The organism is Novosphingobium album (ex Liu et al. 2023) (genome assembly GCF_029076845.1).
Taxonomy (GTDB): domain Bacteria; phylum Pseudomonadota; class Alphaproteobacteria; order Sphingomonadales; family Sphingomonadaceae; genus Novosphingobium.
This window is the reverse complement of the sequence record NZ_JARESE010000028.1, coordinates 217,802-235,426: the sequence shown is the minus strand read 5'-3', so window position 1 is coordinate 235,426 and position 17,625 is coordinate 217,802. Positions and strand designations below refer to the sequence as shown.

Genomic DNA, 17,625 nt, shown 5'->3' with positions numbered 1-17,625 from the left:
AAGAAAGGCTGGATAACCGCGATGCGCGACAGCGCGCTGCCCATCGATGCAAGGCCGCTGCCCGATCGCGGCCCCAGGGCCGGCCGGCCACCGCAGGACGTCGCCGGGCGCCTGGGCACGCATATCCTGGACGTCGCGCTCGATCAGTTCACCCGCCACGGCATCGAGGGGACGAGCATGGAGGGCATTGCCGCCGCCGCGCAAGTCAGCAAGCGGACGCTCTACCTGCGCTATGGCTCGAAGAAGGGCTTGCTGCGGGCCATTATCGAGCCCGATCGCGCATCCTTCCTGGAAGAGATCCGGGTCGAGGAACTGGCGGCGGACCCGAGGCAAAGGCTGCATCATGCCGCCTGCAGGATGCTCGACGCCACGCTCACGCCCAGGGCGATCCGCTTCGAGGCCCTGACGCGGCAGATCGCCGCGCTGGAGCCCGGCCGCAGCCAGCCATTCCCGCCGCAGTGGACCGCGCCGTGGATCGGCGTGTTCCGTTCGATCATCGCGCAATGCGACGGGCTGGCGGACGAGGGCAAGGTCAAGGGCAAGGGCAAGGGCAAGGGCAAGGACGAGGGCGAGCTCGATTTCCTGGCCGGCCATCTGTTCGACATGCTCATCACCGTGCCGCGCAGCCGCATCCTGGTGCGGCGCGAACTGGCCAATACGCCCAAGGCCAAGGCCGCCTATATCGAACGGGCCCTCGATCTGCTCATCGAAGGGCTGCCCTTTCTCAAAGCCGCAACAGGGCCGGTGCATCACCCTGACGCAGGCACTTCAAGCACTCTCGATGGAAAGACAGGCAATGCCGAAAGACAACACCCCTGATCCGCTGGACGGCATCGCCGAAACGCTCGACCGCGCGGCCCTCGCCGCGATCGCGCAGGCGACGCGCGGGCTCTCGCCGGCCACGATGGTCCTGGCCGCCTCGGACTGGGCGATGCATCTGGCCAGCTCGCCGGGCAAGCAGATGCAGCTTGGCGCCAAGATGGCCCGCAAGTACCTTCGCCTGTTCGATTATCTGGGCCGTTGCGCCTGCGACCCCGCCGCCGGGCCCGCGATCGAGCCGCTGCCGCAGGACCATCGCTTTGCCGATCCGGCGTGGAAGCAGGTGCCGTTCGATCAGATCGCGCAGGCCTTCCTGCTCAGCCAGCAGTGGTGGCATGCGGCCACCACCGGCATTGGCGGCGTTTCGAAGCAGCACGAGGCGCAAGTCTCCTTTGCCGCGCGCCAGATGCTCGACCTGTTCGCGCCGACCAATTTCATCGCCACCAATCCGGTGCTGCAGCACCGCATCGTGGAAACCGGCGGCAAGTGCCTGATCGATGGTTTTGCCCATCTGGTCGAGGACATGGAGCGCACGCTGCGGGGCGAGCCGCCGGTGGGCGCCGAGCACTTCAAGGTCGGCGAGACGGTCGCCACCGCCAAGGGCAAGGTCGTGTGGCGCAACCGCCTGATCGAACTGATCCAGTACGCGCCGACGACGGACCAGGTCCGGCCCGAGCCGGTCCTGATCGTGCCGGCGTGGATCATGAAATACTACATTCTCGACCTGTCGCCGGAAAACTCGCTGGTGCGCTGGCTGACCGGGCAGGGCTATACCGTGTTCATGATCTCCTGGCACAATCCCGGCAGCCAGGATCGCGATCTCGATCTGGATGCCTATCGCCGGCTGGGGCCCATGGCCGCGCTGGATGCGATCTGCGCGATCACGGGTGCCGCGCGGGTCCACGCGGCGGGCTATTGCCTGGGCGGCACGCTGCTCTCGGTCGCGGCGGCGGCCATGGCCCGCGACGGGGATGACCGGCTGGCCAGCGTCACGCTGCTGGCCGCGCAGACCGAGTTCAGCGAGCCGGGGGAACTGGGCCTGTTCATCGACGAGGCGCAGCTCAACGTGCTGGAAGCCATGATGTGGAGCCGGGGCTATCTGGACAGCAGCCAGATGGGCGGCGCCTTCCAGATCCTGCGCTCGAACGATCTGGTCTGGTCGCGCGTGCTGGAAACCTACCTGATGGGTGAGCGCGAGCCGATGATCGACCTGATGGCCTGGAATGCCGACGGCACGCGTATGCCCTATGCGATGCACAGTGAATATCTGACGCGCTTCTTCCTCGACGACGATCTGGCCGAAGGCAAGTTCAAGGTCGATGGCCGCACGATCGTGCTGTCCGATATCCATGCGCCTCTCTTCGTGGTCAGCACGGAACGCGATCATGTCGCGCCGTGGCATTCGGTCCACAAGATCCACTTGCTGACCGGGGCGGAGATCACCTTCGTGCTGGCCAGCGGCGGCCACAACGCCGGCATCGTTTCCGAGCCGGGCCACGCGGGCCGGCGCTATCGCGTGCTGACCCGCGAGGCGGGCGGCCCTTCGCACGATCCCGACGACTGGCTGACGCGCGCGCCGCAAAAGGAGGGATCGTGGTGGCTCGAATGGGGCCGCTGGCTCGACGCGCGCTCGGGCGAGCCGGGCGCCCCGCCGCCGCTGGGCGCGCCGGACAAGGGCTATCCGCCGATCGCCGATGCGCCCGGCCGCTACGTGCTGGAGAAATAGGCGGATGACCGGCGCCGAAATGATCGAGAACCGGACGTTCGACGAAATCAGGGTGGGCGATACCGCCAGCGTGACGCGCACCCTGTCGCAAAGGGATATCCAGCTTTTCGCGCTGGTTTCCGGGGACGTGAACCCGGCGCATCTCGATGCCGATTTCGCCGGGACCGATTTCTTCCGCCGCGTGATCGCGCACGGCATGTGGGGCGGCGGGCTGATCTCGGCCGTGCTGGGCACGGAACTGCCGGGGCCGGGCACGATCTATCTCGGGCAATCGCTTCACTTCGTTCGCCCCGTGGGCATCGGCGACAGCATCACCGCCTCGGTAACGGTGACGCACAAGCAGCCGGACAGGAACGTCCTGCTGTTGGACTGCCTCTGCGTGAACCAGCATGGCGAGACGGTCATCACCGGCGAGGCGGAGGTGAAGGCGCCGACCGAGAAGATCCGCCGCGCACGGATCGCTCTGCCGGATATCCGGCTCTCCGACCACGACGGCTACCACCGCCTGATCGATGCCGCATCGGGCAGCCCGATGCCCACCGCCGTCGCGCATCCCTGCTCGGCCGCCGCGCTCGCCGCCGTGGTGGAAGCGGCCGAGGCCGGGCTGATCGAGCCGCTGCTGGTCGGCCCCGAAGCCCGCATCATCAAGGCGGCCGAGGAAGCGGGCAAGGACATCGCCGGCTTCCGCATCGTGCCCAGCCTGCACAGCCACGATTCCGCCGCGAAAGCGGTCGCGCTGGTGCGATCGGGCGAAGCAAGGCTGCTGATGAAGGGATCGCTCCACACCGACGAACTGATGGGCGCCGTGGTCTCGCACGCGGCCGGCTTGCGGACCGAGCGACGGATCAGCCATGCCTATGTGATGGACGTGCCGGGCCATCCCACCCCGCTCATCATCACCGACGCGGCGATCAATATCGCGCCGACGCTGGAGGAAAAGGCGGACATCATCCGCAACGCCATCGATCTTGCCCACGTCATCGGCCTGTCCGAACCCAGGGTGGCGATCCTGGCGGCGGTGGAGACGGTCAATCCCATGATGCCATCGACGCTGGACGCCGCGGCGCTGTGCAAGATGGCGGAACGCGGCCAGATCACCGGCGGCCTGCTGGATGGCCCGCTCGCCTTCGACAATGCCGTCAGCGATGCGGCGGCGAAGGAGAAAGGCATCGTCTCGCCCGTTGCCGGCAAGGCGGAGATCCTGGTGGTGCCCGATCTGGAAGCCGGCAACATGCTGGCCAAGCAGCTCACTTTCCTGGGCGGCGCCGATGCCGCCGGCGTGGTGCTGGGCGCGCGCGTGCCGATCATCCTCACCAGCCGGGCCGACAGCCTGCGCACGCGCCTGGCCTCCTGCGCCATGGCGGTGCTGCTGGCGCGCGCCGCGCCCAAGGCGGCGCCCGGATTGCCGGAAGGCGCGGCGGCATGAAGGCCGTCGTCAGCCTCAATTCCGGCTCGTCCAGCATCAAGTTCGCCCTGTTCGCGCTGGATGGCGACAATCCCGCGCCGGCGCTTTCGGCGGGCGGCAAGATCGAACGCATCGGCATTTCGCCGCGCCTGGCCATCCGCTCGGCCGAGGGCGCCGTCCTGCACGAACAGGCCTGGCCGGACGCGGCCGACCTCACGCACGCGCAGTTGCTCGCCTATCTGTTCGAGTGGGCAGGCGGCCATCTCGGCGAACGGGAAGTGATCGCGATCGGGCATCGCGTGGTCCATGGCGGCACCGAATTCGCCAGCCCCCGGCTGGTCGATCCGGCGCTGCTGGAACGGCTGGAAGCGCTTTGCCCGCTCGCGCCCCTGCACCAGCCGCACAACCTTGCCGCGATCCGCGCCATCGCCACGCTCCGGCCCGGCCTGCCGCAAGTCGCCTGCTTCGACACCGCGTTCCATCACGACAAGCCCACTGTCGCCGCGCGCATGGCGATTCCACGCCACCTGCATGACCAGGGCATCCGGCGTTATGGCTTCCACGGCCTGTCCTACGAATATATCGCGCGCCGGCTGGCGGAGCTGGACCCGGCGCTGGCGGCCGGGCGCGTGGTGGCCGCCCATCTGGGCAACGGCGCCAGCCTCTGCGCGATGCAGGCGGGCCGCAGCGTCGATACCACCATGGGCTTCACCGCGCTCGACGGGCTGATGATGGGCACGCGCTGCGGCGCGCTCGATCCCGGCGTGGTGCTGCACATGCAGACGCAAGCGGGGATGACCGCCGCCGAAGTGGAGCAGATGCTCTATCTCCAGTCGGGCCTGCTGGGCGTTTCCGGCATTTCCAGCGACATGCGGGTGCTCTCGGCGAGCGCCGCGCCGGAAGCGGAAGAGGCGATCGACCTGTTCGCCTGGCGCGCCGCGCGCGAGACGGGCGCGCTGGCCGCCACCCTGGGCGGAATCGACGGAATCGTCTTCACCGCCGGCATTGGCGAGAACCACGCCGATGTCCGCAGCCGCATCTGCCGCCGGCTCGCCTGGCTGGGCATCGCGATCGATGAAGCCGCGAATGCGGTCAACGCGGCGCTGATGAGCCGGCCGGACAGCCGCGTCAGGCTATGGGTCATCCCCACCGACGAGGAACGCATGATCGCCCTGCACACGCTGGCCACGATAAGCGGACGAACCGCCTCCGCGGCTTGAAACCGGGCGGCTGAACAGGGGAAAGGCGCGGCTCGAGCCCGAATCCCACGGCAAAGGCAAGGTGCGTGTGCCGCCGTGCTGACGTCATCTGAAGGGCAGGCGTGGCACTGCGGGGTGCATGGCAGTGCCCAAGGCCTTCGAAATTGGTCGGGACGAGAGGATTCGAACCTCCGACCCCCACACCCCCAGTGTGATGCGCTACCAGGCTGCGCTACGTCCCGACCGAGGCCAGCGCCTATAGGCAGGCGCGATGCAGAGCGCAAGCGTCTGACGCACGGGGTGCGACAGGGCGGCAAGGCGGCGCGTTGCCAGCCCGCCGCTTTGTTGCTAACCGCGCGCAAATTGCTCCGGCCGACGGTTGCCGGGACAGCGTGTCCCGACAGGCCGATTCGCCGGCATCCCAGCGTTACGAGAAAGTCTGAATCGTTCCATGAACCAGTCCATCCTCTCCATCCTGTCCGCCGCCGGTTCCACCGGCGAGGCGCCGCCCGCGTGGATGCAGTTCCTGCCGCTTGTGGCGATGGGCGTGATCTTCTGGTTCCTCATCCTGCGCCCGCAGATGCGCCGGCAGAAGGAGCACCAGGCCAAGCTCACCACGATCAAGAAAGGCGATGAAGTGCTGACCGGGGGCGGAATCGTCGGCAAGGTGATGCGGGTCGACGATCATTATGCCGAGATCGAGATCGCCAACGGCGTGCGTGTCAGGGCGCTCAAGAGCACGATCGCCGATGTCAATCCGCCCGCCGGCGCCGCAGCGGCGAATGACTGAGCGCGGCGCGCCGTCGCTGGTTTCGGCAAGAAGCGTTTTCGGGAAGAGGCCATTGGGCGATGCTTGATTTTCCCTTGTGGAAGAGGGTCTGGTACTGGGGGCTGACGATCGTCGCGATGGCCGCCGCGCTGCCTTCGCTCTGTTCGATCGCCAATGTGCCCTGGCCCAGCGCCTTGCCCGATCCGATGGTCAACCTGGGGCTGGACCTGGCCGGCGGCAGCCACATCCTGCTCGAAGCGGACAAGCGCCAGGTGGCGCAGCAGCGCATCGAGAACATGGAGGAATCGGTGCGCGGCCGGATGCGGCTGGCCGAACCGAGAATCGCCATCGGCGACATTTCGCGCAGCGACGGGCGGCTTTCCTTCATGCTGAAGGACCCTTCGCAAGTTGACGCCGCGCGGGAGGAAATCCTGCCGCTGACCACCGGCGCGGGCCTGACCGGCCAGCGCGACTGGGATATCAAGGTGGTGGACGGCAGCCGCTTCATCCTCACGCCGACCAGCGAGGGGCTGGAACAGGCTGTGACCAATGCGATGGATTCGGCGACCGAAGTGGTGCGCAAGCGCATCGACGCGCTGGGCACCCGCGAACCGACGATCATCCGCCAGGGCGAGGAGCGGATCGTCGTGCAGGTCCCCGGACTGCAAGACCCCTCCGCGCTCAAGAGCCTGCTGGGCCAGACCGCCAAGCTGGAATTCAAGCTGGTGGACGTCACCGCATCGCCCAATGATATCGCCCAGGGCATCGCGCCTCCGGGCAGCGAGATCGTGCCTTACGCCAATCCGCGCGAAGGCGCCGGCGCCCCGGCGATCGCGGTGCGGCGCCTTGGCGGCATCAAGGGGGACCGGCTGACCGACGCCAAGCAGGCGTTCGATCCCAAGAACAACGCGCCGGTCGTTTCGATCACGTTCGATCAGGAAGGCGGGCGCAAGTTCGCCGAACTCACCACCCAGAACGTCAATCGGCCTTTCGCCATCATCCTTGACGGCAAAGTGCTGTCTGCCCCCAACATCAACGAGCCGATCCTGGGCGGCAGCGCGCAGATTTCCGGCAATTTCACGGTGGAAACGGCGAATCAGCTGGCCATCTCGCTGCGCTCGGGCGCACTGCCGGTGGACCTCACCGTGGTCGAGGAACGCACCGTGGGGCCGGACCTGGGCGCCGATTCGATCCGCAAGGGCCTGATCGCGATGACGATCGGCTCGCTGGGCGTCGTGCTGCTGATGATCTTCACTTACGGCCGGTTCGGCATCTACGCGACGATCGCGCTGGTCATCAACGTGCTGATGATCCTGGGCATCATGGCGGTGATGAACACCACGCTGACGCTGCCGGGCATCGCCGGCTTCGTGCTGACGATCGGCGCGGCGGTGGACGCCAACGTGCTGATCTATGAACGTATGCGCGAGGAGCGCAGGAAAGGCCGGCGCGTGATCGCTGCGGTGGAGAACGGTTACAAGGAAGCCAGCCGCGCGATCTATGACGCCAACGTCACCAACTTCATCGCCGGTGTGCTGCTGTTCCTGTTCGGCACCGGGCCGGTGCGCGGCTTTGCCGTGGTTCTCATCATCGGCCTGTTCACCAGCGTCTTCACCGGCGTGACCCTGACCCGGATGTGGGTTGCCACGTGGCTGCGCAAGGCGCGGCCGACCGAACTGCACGTCTGAGGGGAACTGGCCATGAAGCTGCTCAAACTCGTCCCCGACAGCACCAACATCCACTTCCTGAAGTGGCGGGTGCCGTTCTACGTCGTCAGCATGATCCTGATCGCCGCGAGCTGGGGCCTGGTGCTGACCAGGGGCCTCAACTATGGCATCGATTTCGCCGGCGGCCAGGAAATCCGCGTCACGTTCACCAGGAGCGCGGAAGCGCCGATCGCCCAGCTTCGCGAGGAAGTGGAGGCGCTGGGCTACGGCGATCCGGTGATCCAGCGGTTCGGCGATCCCAACTCGGTCTCGATCCGCGTGCCGCTGCCCGACAGCGCGGCAAATGACAACAGCGCTGCGCAGCGCATGTCGAACGAGATCGTCGCCAAGCTGCAGCAGACGCATCCCGATACGCGCATCGATGGCAAGGATACCGTTTCCGGCAAGGTTTCGGGCGAGTTCCGGCAGAAGGCGTTCTATGCGCTGCTGGCGGCGATGCTGGCCATCGCGATCTATATCTGGGTGCGGTTCGAATGGCAGTTCGGCGTGGGCGCGCTGTTCGCGCTGTTCCACGACGTTTCGCTGACGCTGGGCATGTTCGCGCTGTTCCAGCTTGAATTCAGCCTGCAGATCGTCGCGGCGATCCTGGCGCTGATCGGCTATTCGCTCAACGATACGATCGTGGTCTACGACCGTATCCGCGAAGACCTGAAGAAATTCCGCAAGATGCCGCTGCCCGAATTGCTCGACCTTTCAGTGAACGAGACGCTGGCGCGCACGGTCATGACGTCGGCCTCGCTGCTGATCGCGCTGATCCCGCTGCTGTTTTTCGGGCCGGAAAGCCTTTTCGGGCTGACTGCTGCGATCGTGCTGGGCATTTTCGTGGGCACGTACAGCTCGATCTACATGGCGGCGCCGATCCTGATCTGGCTGGGCGTCAGTTCGGACAGCTTCGTGGCCACCGAGACCAACGCTGACCGGCAGGATCGCGTCGCTCGCGAACGCGGCTGAAGTTTCGTTTCAGGGACTGTCTGGAGATGCGCCTCTTGGCGCATGACGGCACCGGCCCACTCCCCCGCCCGGCCTCCCAACGGCAGTATTCTATGGGAGGCCGGGCGGGGGAGTGGGCCGGTGCCGCCAGGAAATGCGCTCTTCCGTGCATTTCCAGACAACCTCTCAGCCCGGCGCCGGTTCGCCCGGCTTCCTGCCGGCAAGCACGTCGCGCCAGAAGCAGACCAGGTTTTCCGCGTTGATGCTCCAGCTGAAGCGCCGGGCATTGGCGGCGACCTCATCCTGCGACGGCGGGTCGCGCAGGATGTCGCTGACGGCCGTCGCGATCGCTGCCGGATCGCGCGTGACCAGTCGCCCGGCCGAACCATCCCGCACGATCTCGCGCGCGCCGCCGATATCGGGGATGACGATCGGCGTGCCGCAGGCCAGCGCCTCTACCCAGACATTGGCCAGCCCCTCACTGGCCGAAGGCAGCACCACGACATCGGCGGCACAAAGCAACTGCGGCAGGACGTCATGCGTCACCAGCCCGAGGAAATGCACCCGGTCGGCCACGCCGCATTCGCGGGCATAGGCCCTGAGCGCAGTCTCATCCTCGCCTGTGCCGGCCAGCGCCAGCCGCGCCTCGGGCAAGCGCGCCAGTGCGGCGATGGCAAGGCGCTGGCCCTTGCGCGCGATCAGCGCGCCGGGCGTGACGATCAGCGGCCCTTCCGGCCAGATCCCGAGGTTGGGCAGGGCCGAAACGAGCGCGCGTGCCGCGCCGCGCTCGATCGGGCGGAAGCGCTCGCGGTCGAGCCCGGTGTAATGCACGCCGATGCGATCGGCCGGCATCCCCAGCGCGACCATGTCGGCGCGCAGCGACTGGCTGACCGCGAGCAGGCCCGCCGCCTGCGCCGCCGCTTCGCGCATCTGCGCCAGCGCGCGCGGGCGGGCACCCCAATAATGGATGTCCGCGCCGCGTGACTTGATCGTCAGCGGCAGGCCCAGCGCGCGCGCGATCACGGCCGCTGCCGGGCCATCGGGAAAGAAGAACTGCGCGTCGACCAGGTCGAACGGCTTTTGCGCGTGCATCGCGCGGACCAGCGGCAGCACGGCCCGGACGATCCGCCCCGGATTGCTGTCGCCGCCGATCCTGGGGATCAGGGTGAAGCGGGGATAGTGCACCGGCAGGCCGACCGCGCCGCTTTCAAGCGGGATCGCGCGCAGCCGGTCATAAGGCGCGCGGTGCGAGAGCGGCCAGGGGGGCATCCCGATCGGGCTCACCATGGTGAGATCGACATCGCCGCGCGCCACCACCGCGCGCATCTGGTTGCCCACGAAAATGCCGAACGACGGGCGCACCGGGTTGGGAAACAGTGTGGCGATGGACAGGATTCGCACGGGAGCTAGAGCTTTCTGATCAGCGTTTCGGCCACCGCGATCCACGGCGGGCTTTCGATCACCACTTGCCGCTGGCCGCTGCCGGGCGGGAGCAGGGCGATGCGGCTGCCGTCGCGATCGAACAGGCGGCCGAACGCGAAGCGTCCGCCCGGCTTGGGCACCAGCACGTCGCGATTGATCTGGCGGGGGAAATCCTCGGGCGGCACCTCGCGCAGCCAGATCTGGTCGCCGGCGCGATAATCGCCCCGGCTGACTTCCACCGCCATGACCAGCATCGCCCCGTCGCCGTCCGCCGCGCTGGGCGGCACCGCGTCGCGTGGGCTGCGCAGCGCTTCGGCGCCCGCTTCGGTCAGCGTGGCGATCAGCCGCGCGGCCGGCGCCGATTCGCTGCGCAGCAGCGCTTCGGGCGCCACCTCCAGCGCGGCGGCGATGCGGTTCATCCAGACCAGCGACAGGTTGCGCGTGCCCGTTTCCAGCCGGCCGATGGTCTGCGCCGTGGTCGGCGGATCGCAGCGCGCGGCCACGTCCGCCAGTGTCAGGCCCTGCTGGATGCGGACATCGCGAATCCGGTTGATCATGCCGCCTCCTTAACCGATTTGGTTTTCAACTTTCCTACAGCCTATTGTCTTTGGCAAGTTGCCCGCGGATCACAGAGCGAGGGCAACGGCATGAAGCAGCATCTGGTCGAACGCGAACTGACCGAGGCCGGCCCGGCACGCGGCGGTGCCCGGCGCGGGCGGCGCAGCGTGACGGTCAACCTCGCCGAATCGCCGCTGACCTGGCTGCACGCGCGCGGCCATTTGCGCGACCGGCAGTTCGAGGCGGGCGAACGGTTGCGCGCCGATTGGGAATTCGCCCAGCTTTCGCCCAGAGTGACGATGCGCTGGGATCCGGTGCGGATCAAAGGCGGCACCGATCCCGGCCTGAGCCCGACCGAGCGCCAGATCGCGGCGAAAGCGCGGTTCGATGGCGCCATCGCCGCTGCCGGGCCGGGCCTGTGCGACGTGCTGTGGCGCGTGGCTTGCGCGGGCGAGGGATTGCCGGACACGGAAAAGGCGCTCGGCTGGCCGGTGCGCAGCGGCAAGCTGGTGCTCAGCCTGGCGCTTGACCGGGTGGCGGATTTCTACCGGATCGGGTGAGGGCGGGGGCTTTGTTCCCCCTCACCCAACCCTCTTCCCTGAAGGCGGAGGGCCATGGACCTAGCCTTCGACTTGCTCGGCCAGTTCGAGCCAGCGCATTTCGGCCGCGTCCTTTTCGGCGCGCGCGCTGTCCAGCGCCCTGGTCAGCGCGGCGAACTTCGCGGGATCGCGGCTGTACAGCTCCGGGTCGGCCAGCGCCGCCTCGTCGCGCGCGATCGCGGCGTCCAGTTCCTCGATCCGGGCCGGCAGCAGATCGTAGTCGCGCTGGTCCTTGTAGGAGAGCTTGGTCCTTTTCGCTGGCGGGGGAGGGGGCGGGGCGCTTTCGGGCGCGGCTTTCGCCCTGGCGGCCCTGGCCGGCATGATCCGCTGCCTGCGCTTGGCTTCCCAGTCGGCATAGCCGCCCGCGATCACGTCGATATCGCCCGAACCGTCGAGCCCCAGCGTCACCGTCACCGTGCGATCGAGGAAGTCGCGATCGTGGCTGACAATCAGCACCGTGCCTTCGTAGTCGGCGATCACTTCCTGCAGCAGGTCGAGCGTTTCGAGGTCGAGGTCGTTGGTCGGCTCGTCGAGCACCAGCAGGTTCGATTTGCGGGCGAATTCGCGCGCCAGCAACAGGCGCGAGCGTTCGCCGCCCGAAAGCGTGCCGATCCGGGCATCGACCAGGCCGGGATCGAACAGGAATTCCTTGAGATAGCCCTGCACATGCTTGCGCACGCCGCGCACGTCCACCCAGTCGCCGCCTTCGGCCAGCACGTCACGAATGCGCTTTTCGGGCGAAAGCAGGCTGCGCTGCTGGTCGATCACCGTGCCGTGCAGCGTTTTGGCCAGCGTCACCGTGCCTTCGTCGGGCGCGATCTCGCCGGTCAGCAGCTTGAGCAGCGTGGTCTTGCCCGAACCGTTGGCGCCGACCACGCCGATCCGGTCGCCGCGCTGGATGCGCAGCGAGAAATCGCGGATGACCGTCCGGTCGCCGAACCGCTTGGTGACATGCTCGGCGACGATCACCGACTTGGTCTTGCTGTCGTCGGCGGCGATGGCAAGCTTGGCGGTGCCGGTGGGATTGATCATCGCGGCCCGCTGGGCGCGCATCTCGTAAAGCTTTTCCAGCCGGCCTTGGTTGCGCTTGCGCCGCGCGGTGACGCCGCGTTCCAGCCAGTGCGCCTCCAGCTTGAGCCGCGCGTCAAGCCGTTCGGCGGCGCGCGCTTCCTCGGCATAGACCTGTTCTTCCCAGGCCTCGTAGCCGCCAAAGCCCACTTCCTTGCGCCGCAGGCTGCCGCGATCGAGCCACAAGGTCGCGCGGGTCAGGCGCGTGAGGAACGTGCGGTCATGGCTGATGACCACGAAGGCGCCGGTATAGCGTTGCAGCCAGGCTTCCAGCCAGTCGATCGCGGCAAGGTCCAGGTGGTTGGTCGGCTCGTCCAGCAGCAGCAGGTCGGGCTCCGAAGCCAGCGCGCGGCACAGCGCGGCACGGCGCCGTTCGCCGCCCGAGGCGTTTTCCGCGGCCCGTTCCAGATCGATGCCGAGCTGGTCCGCGATCGCTTCCACCGCATGGCGCGGCGGCGCGTCCGGCCCGTGGGTGGCGAAATCGATCAGCTTGTCGAACCCGGTGAAGAACGGGTCCTGCTCCAGCGTGACGATCCTGGTGCCCGGCTGGACCGAGCGCTTGCCGCGGTCCGCCTCCACCTGCCCGGCGATCAGGCGCAGCAGCGTGGTCTTGCCCGCGCCGTTGCGGCCGATCAGCGCCAGCCGGTCACGCGGGCCGATGTTCAGGTCAAGGTCCTGAAACAGCCAGCCGGAGCCCTGGATCAGGCCAAGGCCTTCCCAGCTTAGGATCGGTGCGATTGCCATGGCAGGCGCCCTAGCGGTGGGGGCATGGCATTGACAAGCGGGGAGCGTGGGCCGCCTTTGCCGCATTTCGCCACATTCACGGCTTGTTCAAGCCGCCGCACTTAGGCATCGCGGCACAATGAAGCAGTTTGCCGCCCTCCTGTGCCTCGCCCTGGCCGCCAGCACGATCACCGCCCATGCCGAATCCGGCAACGAACAGGGAGAAGTGCGCAAGGATCTGAAAGCCGGCAATGTCCAGAGCCTGCGCGATATCGAGCGCAAGGTGCTGCCCCGGATGTCCGGGATGCAATACCTGGGCCCGGAATACGATCCGGCGGCAATGGCTTACCGGCTCAAGTTCATCCAGAACGGAAAAGTCTATTTTGTCGATGTCGATGCCCGGTCCGGGCAGATCATCTCGATGTCGCGCTAGTTTGAATGCCGGGAGCCGATCGCTTGACGCTGCCTGGCTTAGCCCCCATTTCGTTCATGATTCACTGGGGGTTCGAAAGGGGAGACCGGATTTGCGCATCCTGATCGTCGAGGATGAGCCCACGCTCGGCAACCAGCTCAAGACCACGCTGGAGCAGAACGGCTATGCCGTCGATCTCTCGCCCGATGGCGAGGACGGCCATTTCCTCGGCTCGACCGAAGACTATGACGCGGTCATCCTCGATCTGGGCCTGCCCGAGATCGACGGGCTGACCGTGCTGGGCATGTGGCGCCGCGAAGGCCGCAATTTCCCGGTGCTGGTGCTGACCGCGCGCGACAGCTGGTCCGACAAGGTGGCCGGGCTCGATGCCGGGGCCGACGATTACCTGGCCAAGCCGTTCCAGACCGAAGAGCTGATCGCCCGCCTGCGCGCGCTGATCCGCCGCGCTTCGGGCAATACCTCGAGCGAACTGATGGCCGGCGGCGTGCGGCTCGATACCCGTTCGGGCCGGGTCACGCTGGCGGGCGAGCCGGTGAAGCTCACCGCGCAGGAATACAAGCTCTTGTCCTACCTCATGCACCACAAGGGCAAGGTGGTCAGCCGCACCGAGCTGATCGAGCATATCTACGATCAGGATTTTGACCGCGATTCCAATACGATCGAGGTCTTCGTCACGCGCATTCGCAAGAAGCTGGGCGCCGATGTCATCACCACGATCCGCGGCCTTGGCTACAGCCTCGACGATCCCGCCGACGCGCCGCGAGGCTGACGCGACGGGCGATCCGCCCGCCGCTATCGCGCCCGCGCGGCGGCCCGCGGGCCACACCGGGTCGCTCGCCCGGCGCATGATGCTGATCGCGGCGGGCTGGATCTCGATCCTGCTGCTGTTCGGCGGCCTGGCGCTCGATCGCACGCTGACCTCGCTGGTGACGCGCAATTTCGACGAGCAGCTTGGCTACATGCTCACCGGCATGATCGGCTCGGCCGAGATCGGCCCCGATGGCGAGGTGTTCTTCAACCGCCCGCTGGGCGACCAGCGCTTCCTGGAGCCGAACAGCGGACTCTACTGGCAGATCCGCGCCGCCGGGCACGAGGATTTCCCCTCGCGATCGCTGTGGGATCGCAGCCTTGACGTGCCGGCCGATCATTTCGACAGCCGGCCGCATGTCTTCGACAGCGCGCAGTTCCCCGGCGAAAGGCTGCGGATCATGGAGCGCTCGATCATTCTGCCGGGCAGCAATACCCAATGGATGTTCACTGTCGCCGCCAGCCGCGAGAACCTGGATGACCAGATCAAGTCGTTCCGCGCGATCCTGATCTATTCGTTCGTCGCACTGGGCTTCGGGCTGCTGGTCATGGCCGGGCTGCAGACCTGGTACGGCCTGTTCCCGCTGCGCCATGTGCGCCGGGCGATCCAGCGGATGCGCACCACCGGCGCCAGCCGGCTGGAAGGGCCGCTGCCGCGCGAGGTGCAGCCGCTGGTCGAGGAAGTGAACGCGCTGGTCGCGCACACCGATCGGCAGGCCGAGGAAGCGCGCACCCATGCCGGCAATCTGGCGCACGCGCTCAAGACCCCGCTGACCGTGGTGATGAACGCGGCCACCGCCAAGGCCCCGGACCTGGCCGACACCGTGATCCGCGAGGCGGCGGTGATGCGCCGGCAGGTCGATCACCATCTGGCGCGCGCGCGCGCGGTGGGCCGGCGCGCGGCCGGGCTGTCACGCGCCAATGTCTGGACCAGTCTGGAAGCGGTGCTGCGCGCGGTCGAGCGCCTGTACGAGAACACCCGCTTCGATCTGGCCGGCAATCATGACGCTACCGTCTCGGTCGAACGGCAGGACCTGGAGGAGATCCTCGGCAACCTGATCGAGAACGCGGCCAAGTATGGCGGCGGCAGCGTGTTCGTAACCGTGGACGAGGCGCCCGATCCCTACATGTGCGAAATCTGGATCGAGGACGATGGCGCGGGCATTCCCGCCGCCGAGCGGGGCCGGATCTTCGATCGCGGCGCACGGCTCGATACTGGCAAGCCCGGCACCGGGCTGGGCCTGGCCATCGTGCGCGATGTCGTGGAAATCTATGGCGGCACGGTCGAGCTTGACGAGAGCGAGGACCTGGGTGGCCTGCTGGTGCGCCTGCGGCTACCGCGTGCGAGCAGCGGCTGAGGGCCACGCGGCCGGATCGGGATTGCGCCGCACTTCGGGCTCGTTGACCAGATCGTCGAACAGCACGCGGTAATGCGTCATGGCGATGCGCAGATGTTCCGAACCGGCGGCGCCGCAGCGGCGCAGGCGGCCGATTTCGTGTACCTTGCGATAATGCTCGGAGATATCGGGACGCTCGCGCGAGAGCGCGTCCATCATGGCATCCAAACGGCCGACCGCGAAGCCGCGCGCCGTCAGCACTTCGCGCAGCTGGTCGTCCGCGCGGGTGACGGCATAGGCCGGATCATCGGCGTATTGGGCCTGGATCTTCTGCCAGGCGCCGACGAAATGCTCGCGAAGCTGGGGATTGAGCGGCACGATCGTCTGGGTGGCCGGCTCCTGCCCGAAAGGCGCCGGGCTGGCCGCGCGACGCGGCATCGCGCTGGCCTGCTCGCCTTGCATCCCGGCGCGGTGCCACCGCATCAGCCCGGCTACTGCCAGCACGATGATGGCGATCACTGCTCCCGTCACCAGCTCCGTGGTGCTCATCACGCGTTCCTTGCGTCTTGTTTCCGGGCTCTGGCTGAGTGAGCCCGGATTTCCAACGCGCGGACGCGGATTGCGTTCCCGCGGGGCTTACTCTTGCGCGTTCTGCGCCTGTTCGTGGTGGCGAATCACTTCCTGGATGACGAAGCGCAGGAACTTTTCCGAGAATTCGGGATCGAGCTGCGCGTCTTCGGCCAGGCGCCGCATCCGGGCGATCTGCTTTTCCTCGCGCCCCGGATCGGAAGGCGGCAGCTTCATGTCCGCCTTGTAGGCACCCACGGCCTTGGTGATGCGGAATCGCTCGGCCAGCATGTGGATCAGCGCGGCATCGATATTGTCGATGCTGGCGCGATAGCCGGCGAGAACGGGATCAATCGCGGGAGCGTTGGTGGCGTCATCGGAAGTCATCGCGCGATGCGCTAGCATGACCCGAAGGGGGATGCCAATCGTGGCTTTGGGCTTGCCTTGCCGCGATGCAACGCGCAATGCGCGAAACCATGAGCGCTGAAGTCGTATCCCTGCGTCCGCGTGGGTCGCAACCGTCACTGGCCCCCATCCTTGCCTTGACCGCTGCGGGCATGAACAGCGTCAACGCCGTGATCCTGGAACGGATGCAGAGCGAGATTCCGCTGATCCCGGCGCTGGCCGGGCACCTGATTTCCGGCGGGGGCAAGCGGATGCGCCCGATGCTGACGGTCGCGGGCGCGGAGCTGTGCGGCTATCAGGGCACGCGCCATCACAAGCTGGCGGCGGCGGTGGAATTCATCCACACCGCCACGCTGCTGCATGACGATGTGGTCGACGGGTCAGACCTCCGGCGCGGCAAGGCGGCGGCCAACATCGTCTTCGGCAATCCGGCGACCGTGCTGGTGGGGGATTTCCTGTTCACCCGCTCGTTCGAGCTGATGGTGGAGGACGGCAGCCTGCGCGTCCTCAAGATCCTGTCCAACGCCGCCTCGGTGATCGCCGAGGGCGAAGTGGACCAGCTGACCGCGCAGCGTCACATCGAGACGAGCGAGGAACGCTATCTTTCGATCATCGGATCGAAGACGGCCGCGCTGTTCGCCGCCGCCACGCGGATCGCCGCCGTGGTCGCCGAGCGCAGCGAGGCCGAAGAGCGCGCGCTCGACGCCTATGGCCGCAATCTCGGCATCGCCTTCCAGCTGGTCGACGATGCGATCGACTACGATTCGGAAAGCCAGGAATCGGGCAAGGACAAGGGCGATGATTTCCGTGAAGGCAAGATGACCCTGCCGGTGATCCTGGCCTATGCGCGCGGCACCGCCGAAGAGCGCAAGTTCTGGGAAGAGGCCATCGCCGGCTTCCGCACCGAGGATGAGGATCTGGCCCACGCGGTGGAACTGATCAACCGGCACGATTGCGTCGCCGCCACGCGGGAACGTGCGCGCCACTATGCCCAGCGCGCGATCGACGCGATCGCCGGCTTCCCGGCCTGCGAAGCCCGCAGCGCCATGGCCGAAGCCGCCGAATTCGCCGTCGCACGCCGCTACTGAACGCAAAACCAGACTGCTCTATCCCCGCCCTATTCCCGCCATG

At 67.3% G+C, this 17,625-nt stretch carries 17 protein-coding genes and 1 tRNA gene; 12 read left to right on the top strand and 6 right to left on the bottom strand.

What is annotated here, in order from left to right:
• Positions 1–21 precede the first annotated feature (21 nt).
• Genes PYV00_RS10330 through PYV00_RS10315 form a run of 4 tightly spaced genes read left to right on the top strand, consistent with a single transcriptional unit; the run spans position 22 to position 5,170 of the window.
• The gene (locus PYV00_RS10330; RefSeq protein ID WP_275228182.1) at positions 22–819 is read left to right on the top strand and encodes a TetR/AcrR family transcriptional regulator; all 798 of its coding nucleotides are present in this window, start codon (positions 22–24) and stop codon (positions 817–819) included.
• A complete protein-coding gene (locus PYV00_RS10325; RefSeq protein WP_275228181.1) occupies positions 797–2,545 on the top strand; it encodes a PHA/PHB synthase family protein in 1,749 nt (582 codons plus the stop codon). The genes PYV00_RS10330 and PYV00_RS10325 overlap by 23 nt, the downstream gene beginning before the upstream one ends.
• Positions 2,546–2,549: 4 nt before the next feature.
• The gene (locus PYV00_RS10320) at positions 2,550–3,971 is read left to right on the top strand and encodes a bifunctional enoyl-CoA hydratase/phosphate acetyltransferase (RefSeq protein ID WP_275228179.1); all 1,422 of its coding nucleotides are present in this window, start codon (positions 2,550–2,552) and stop codon (positions 3,969–3,971) included.
• Positions 3,968–5,170, top strand: a complete 1,203-nt coding sequence (locus PYV00_RS10315) for an acetate/propionate family kinase (RefSeq protein WP_275228178.1) — start codon at positions 3,968–3,970, stop codon at positions 5,168–5,170. The genes PYV00_RS10320 and PYV00_RS10315 overlap by 4 nt, the downstream gene beginning before the upstream one ends.
• Positions 5,171–5,314: 144 nt before the next feature.
• On the opposite strand, the gene PYV00_RS10310 is transcribed toward PYV00_RS10315, so the two are convergent.
• Positions 5,315–5,391, bottom strand: a tRNA-Pro gene (locus PYV00_RS10310).
• A 209-nt stretch (positions 5,392–5,600) separates the two neighbouring features.
• Here PYV00_RS10310 and yajC point away from each other — a divergent pair.
• From yajC to secF, 3 genes are read left to right on the top strand one after another with little or no spacing between them, the layout of a single operon-like run.
• A complete protein-coding gene (yajC, locus tag PYV00_RS10305) occupies positions 5,601–5,939 on the top strand; it encodes a preprotein translocase subunit YajC (RefSeq protein ID WP_275228177.1) in 339 nt (112 codons plus the stop codon).
• Positions 5,940–5,998: 59 nt separating this feature from the next.
• The gene (secD, locus tag PYV00_RS10300) at positions 5,999–7,606 is read left to right on the top strand and encodes a protein translocase subunit SecD (RefSeq protein ID WP_275228176.1); all 1,608 of its coding nucleotides are present in this window, start codon (positions 5,999–6,001) and stop codon (positions 7,604–7,606) included.
• Between the two features lie 12 nt (positions 7,607–7,618).
• A complete protein-coding gene (secF, locus tag PYV00_RS10295; protein ID WP_275228175.1) occupies positions 7,619–8,596 on the top strand; it encodes a protein translocase subunit SecF in 978 nt (325 codons plus the stop codon).
• A 165-nt stretch (positions 8,597–8,761) separates the two neighbouring features.
• On the opposite strand, the gene PYV00_RS10290 is transcribed toward secF, so the two are convergent.
• Complete coding sequence (locus PYV00_RS10290) at positions 8,762–9,976, bottom strand: glycosyltransferase (protein ID WP_275228174.1); 1,215 nt, start codon at positions 9,974–9,976, stop codon at positions 8,762–8,764.
• Between the two features lie 5 nt (positions 9,977–9,981).
• Positions 9,982–10,554 carry a helix-turn-helix domain-containing protein gene (locus PYV00_RS10285; RefSeq protein ID WP_275228173.1) on the bottom strand — a complete coding sequence of 191 codons (573 nt, stop codon included), beginning with the start codon at positions 10,552–10,554 and terminating at the stop codon, positions 9,982–9,984.
• A 90-nt stretch (positions 10,555–10,644) separates the two neighbouring features.
• On the opposite strand from PYV00_RS10285, the gene PYV00_RS10280 reads away from it, so the two are divergent.
• Positions 10,645–11,115, top strand: a complete 471-nt coding sequence (locus tag PYV00_RS10280) for a DUF6456 domain-containing protein (RefSeq protein ID WP_275228172.1) — start codon at positions 10,645–10,647, stop codon at positions 11,113–11,115.
• Positions 11,116–11,175: 60 nt separating this feature from the next.
• Here PYV00_RS10280 and PYV00_RS10275 read toward each other — a convergent pair whose 3' ends face one another.
• Entirely contained in the window at positions 11,176–12,966 is a 1,791-nt protein-coding gene (locus PYV00_RS10275) for an ABC-F family ATP-binding cassette domain-containing protein (RefSeq protein ID WP_275228171.1), read from the bottom strand.
• Positions 12,967–13,084: 118 nt separating this feature from the next.
• On the opposite strand from PYV00_RS10275, the gene PYV00_RS10270 reads away from it, so the two are divergent.
• From PYV00_RS10270 to PYV00_RS10260, 3 genes are all read left to right on the top strand, one after another.
• Positions 13,085–13,378 carry a PepSY domain-containing protein gene (locus tag PYV00_RS10270; protein ID WP_275228170.1) on the top strand — a complete coding sequence of 98 codons (294 nt, stop codon included), beginning with the start codon at positions 13,085–13,087 and terminating at the stop codon, positions 13,376–13,378.
• A 91-nt stretch (positions 13,379–13,469) separates the two neighbouring features.
• The gene (locus tag PYV00_RS10265) at positions 13,470–14,147 is read left to right on the top strand and encodes a response regulator transcription factor (protein ID WP_275228169.1); all 678 of its coding nucleotides are present in this window, start codon (positions 13,470–13,472) and stop codon (positions 14,145–14,147) included.
• Between the two features lie 76 nt (positions 14,148–14,223).
• Positions 14,224–15,543, top strand: a complete 1,320-nt coding sequence (locus tag PYV00_RS10260) for a sensor histidine kinase (RefSeq protein ID WP_275228248.1) — start codon at positions 14,224–14,226, stop codon at positions 15,541–15,543.
• Here PYV00_RS10260 and PYV00_RS10255 read toward each other — a convergent pair.
• Together PYV00_RS10255 and PYV00_RS10250 are read right to left on the bottom strand one after the other, a co-directional pair.
• On the bottom strand, positions 15,520–16,071 hold the full coding sequence (locus PYV00_RS10255) for a hypothetical protein (RefSeq protein ID WP_275228168.1): 552 nt from the start codon (positions 16,069–16,071) through the stop codon (positions 15,520–15,522). The two genes, PYV00_RS10260 and PYV00_RS10255, sit on opposite strands and share 24 nt — an antisense overlap.
• An 87-nt stretch (positions 16,072–16,158) precedes the next feature.
• Entirely contained in the window at positions 16,159–16,476 is a 318-nt protein-coding gene (locus PYV00_RS10250; protein WP_275228167.1) for a chorismate mutase, read from the bottom strand.
• An 89-nt stretch (positions 16,477–16,565) separates the two neighbouring features.
• On the opposite strand from PYV00_RS10250, the gene PYV00_RS10245 reads away from it, so the two are divergent.
• A complete protein-coding gene (locus PYV00_RS10245; protein ID WP_275228166.1) occupies positions 16,566–17,582 on the top strand; it encodes a polyprenyl synthetase family protein in 1,017 nt (338 codons plus the stop codon).
• The last annotated feature ends 43 nt before the right edge of the window (positions 17,583–17,625 follow it).

Coding starts and splice junctions, on each gene's coding strand:
- PYV00_RS10260 (WP_275228248.1), top strand. CDS start 14,224: ATGATGCTGATCGCGGCGGGCTGGATCTCGATCCTGCTGCTGTTCGGC.
- PYV00_RS10330 (WP_275228182.1), top strand. CDS start 22: ATGCGCGACAGCGCGCTGCCCATCGATGCAAGGCCGCTGCCCGATCGC.
- yajC (WP_275228177.1), top strand. CDS start 5,601: ATGAACCAGTCCATCCTCTCCATCCTGTCCGCCGCCGGTTCCACCGGC.
- PYV00_RS10315 (WP_275228178.1), top strand. CDS start 3,968: ATGAAGGCCGTCGTCAGCCTCAATTCCGGCTCGTCCAGCATCAAGTTC.
- PYV00_RS10255 (WP_275228168.1), bottom strand. CDS start 16,071: ATGAGCACCACGGAGCTGGTGACGGGAGCAGTGATCGCCATCATCGTG.
- secD (WP_275228176.1), top strand. CDS start 5,999: ATGCTTGATTTTCCCTTGTGGAAGAGGGTCTGGTACTGGGGGCTGACG.
- PYV00_RS10275 (WP_275228171.1), bottom strand. CDS start 12,966: ATGGCAATCGCACCGATCCTAAGCTGGGAAGGCCTTGGCCTGATCCAG.
- PYV00_RS10250 (WP_275228167.1), bottom strand. CDS start 16,476: ATGACTTCCGATGACGCCACCAACGCTCCCGCGATTGATCCCGTTCTC.
- PYV00_RS10280 (WP_275228172.1), top strand. CDS start 10,645: ATGAAGCAGCATCTGGTCGAACGCGAACTGACCGAGGCCGGCCCGGCA.
- PYV00_RS10270 (WP_275228170.1), top strand. CDS start 13,085: ATGAAGCAGTTTGCCGCCCTCCTGTGCCTCGCCCTGGCCGCCAGCACG.
- PYV00_RS10320 (WP_275228179.1), top strand. CDS start 2,550: ATGACCGGCGCCGAAATGATCGAGAACCGGACGTTCGACGAAATCAGG.
- PYV00_RS10245 (WP_275228166.1), top strand. CDS start 16,566: ATGAGCGCTGAAGTCGTATCCCTGCGTCCGCGTGGGTCGCAACCGTCA.
- secF (WP_275228175.1), top strand. CDS start 7,619: ATGAAGCTGCTCAAACTCGTCCCCGACAGCACCAACATCCACTTCCTG.
- PYV00_RS10325 (WP_275228181.1), top strand. CDS start 797: ATGCCGAAAGACAACACCCCTGATCCGCTGGACGGCATCGCCGAAACG.
- PYV00_RS10285 (WP_275228173.1), bottom strand. CDS start 10,554: ATGATCAACCGGATTCGCGATGTCCGCATCCAGCAGGGCCTGACACTG.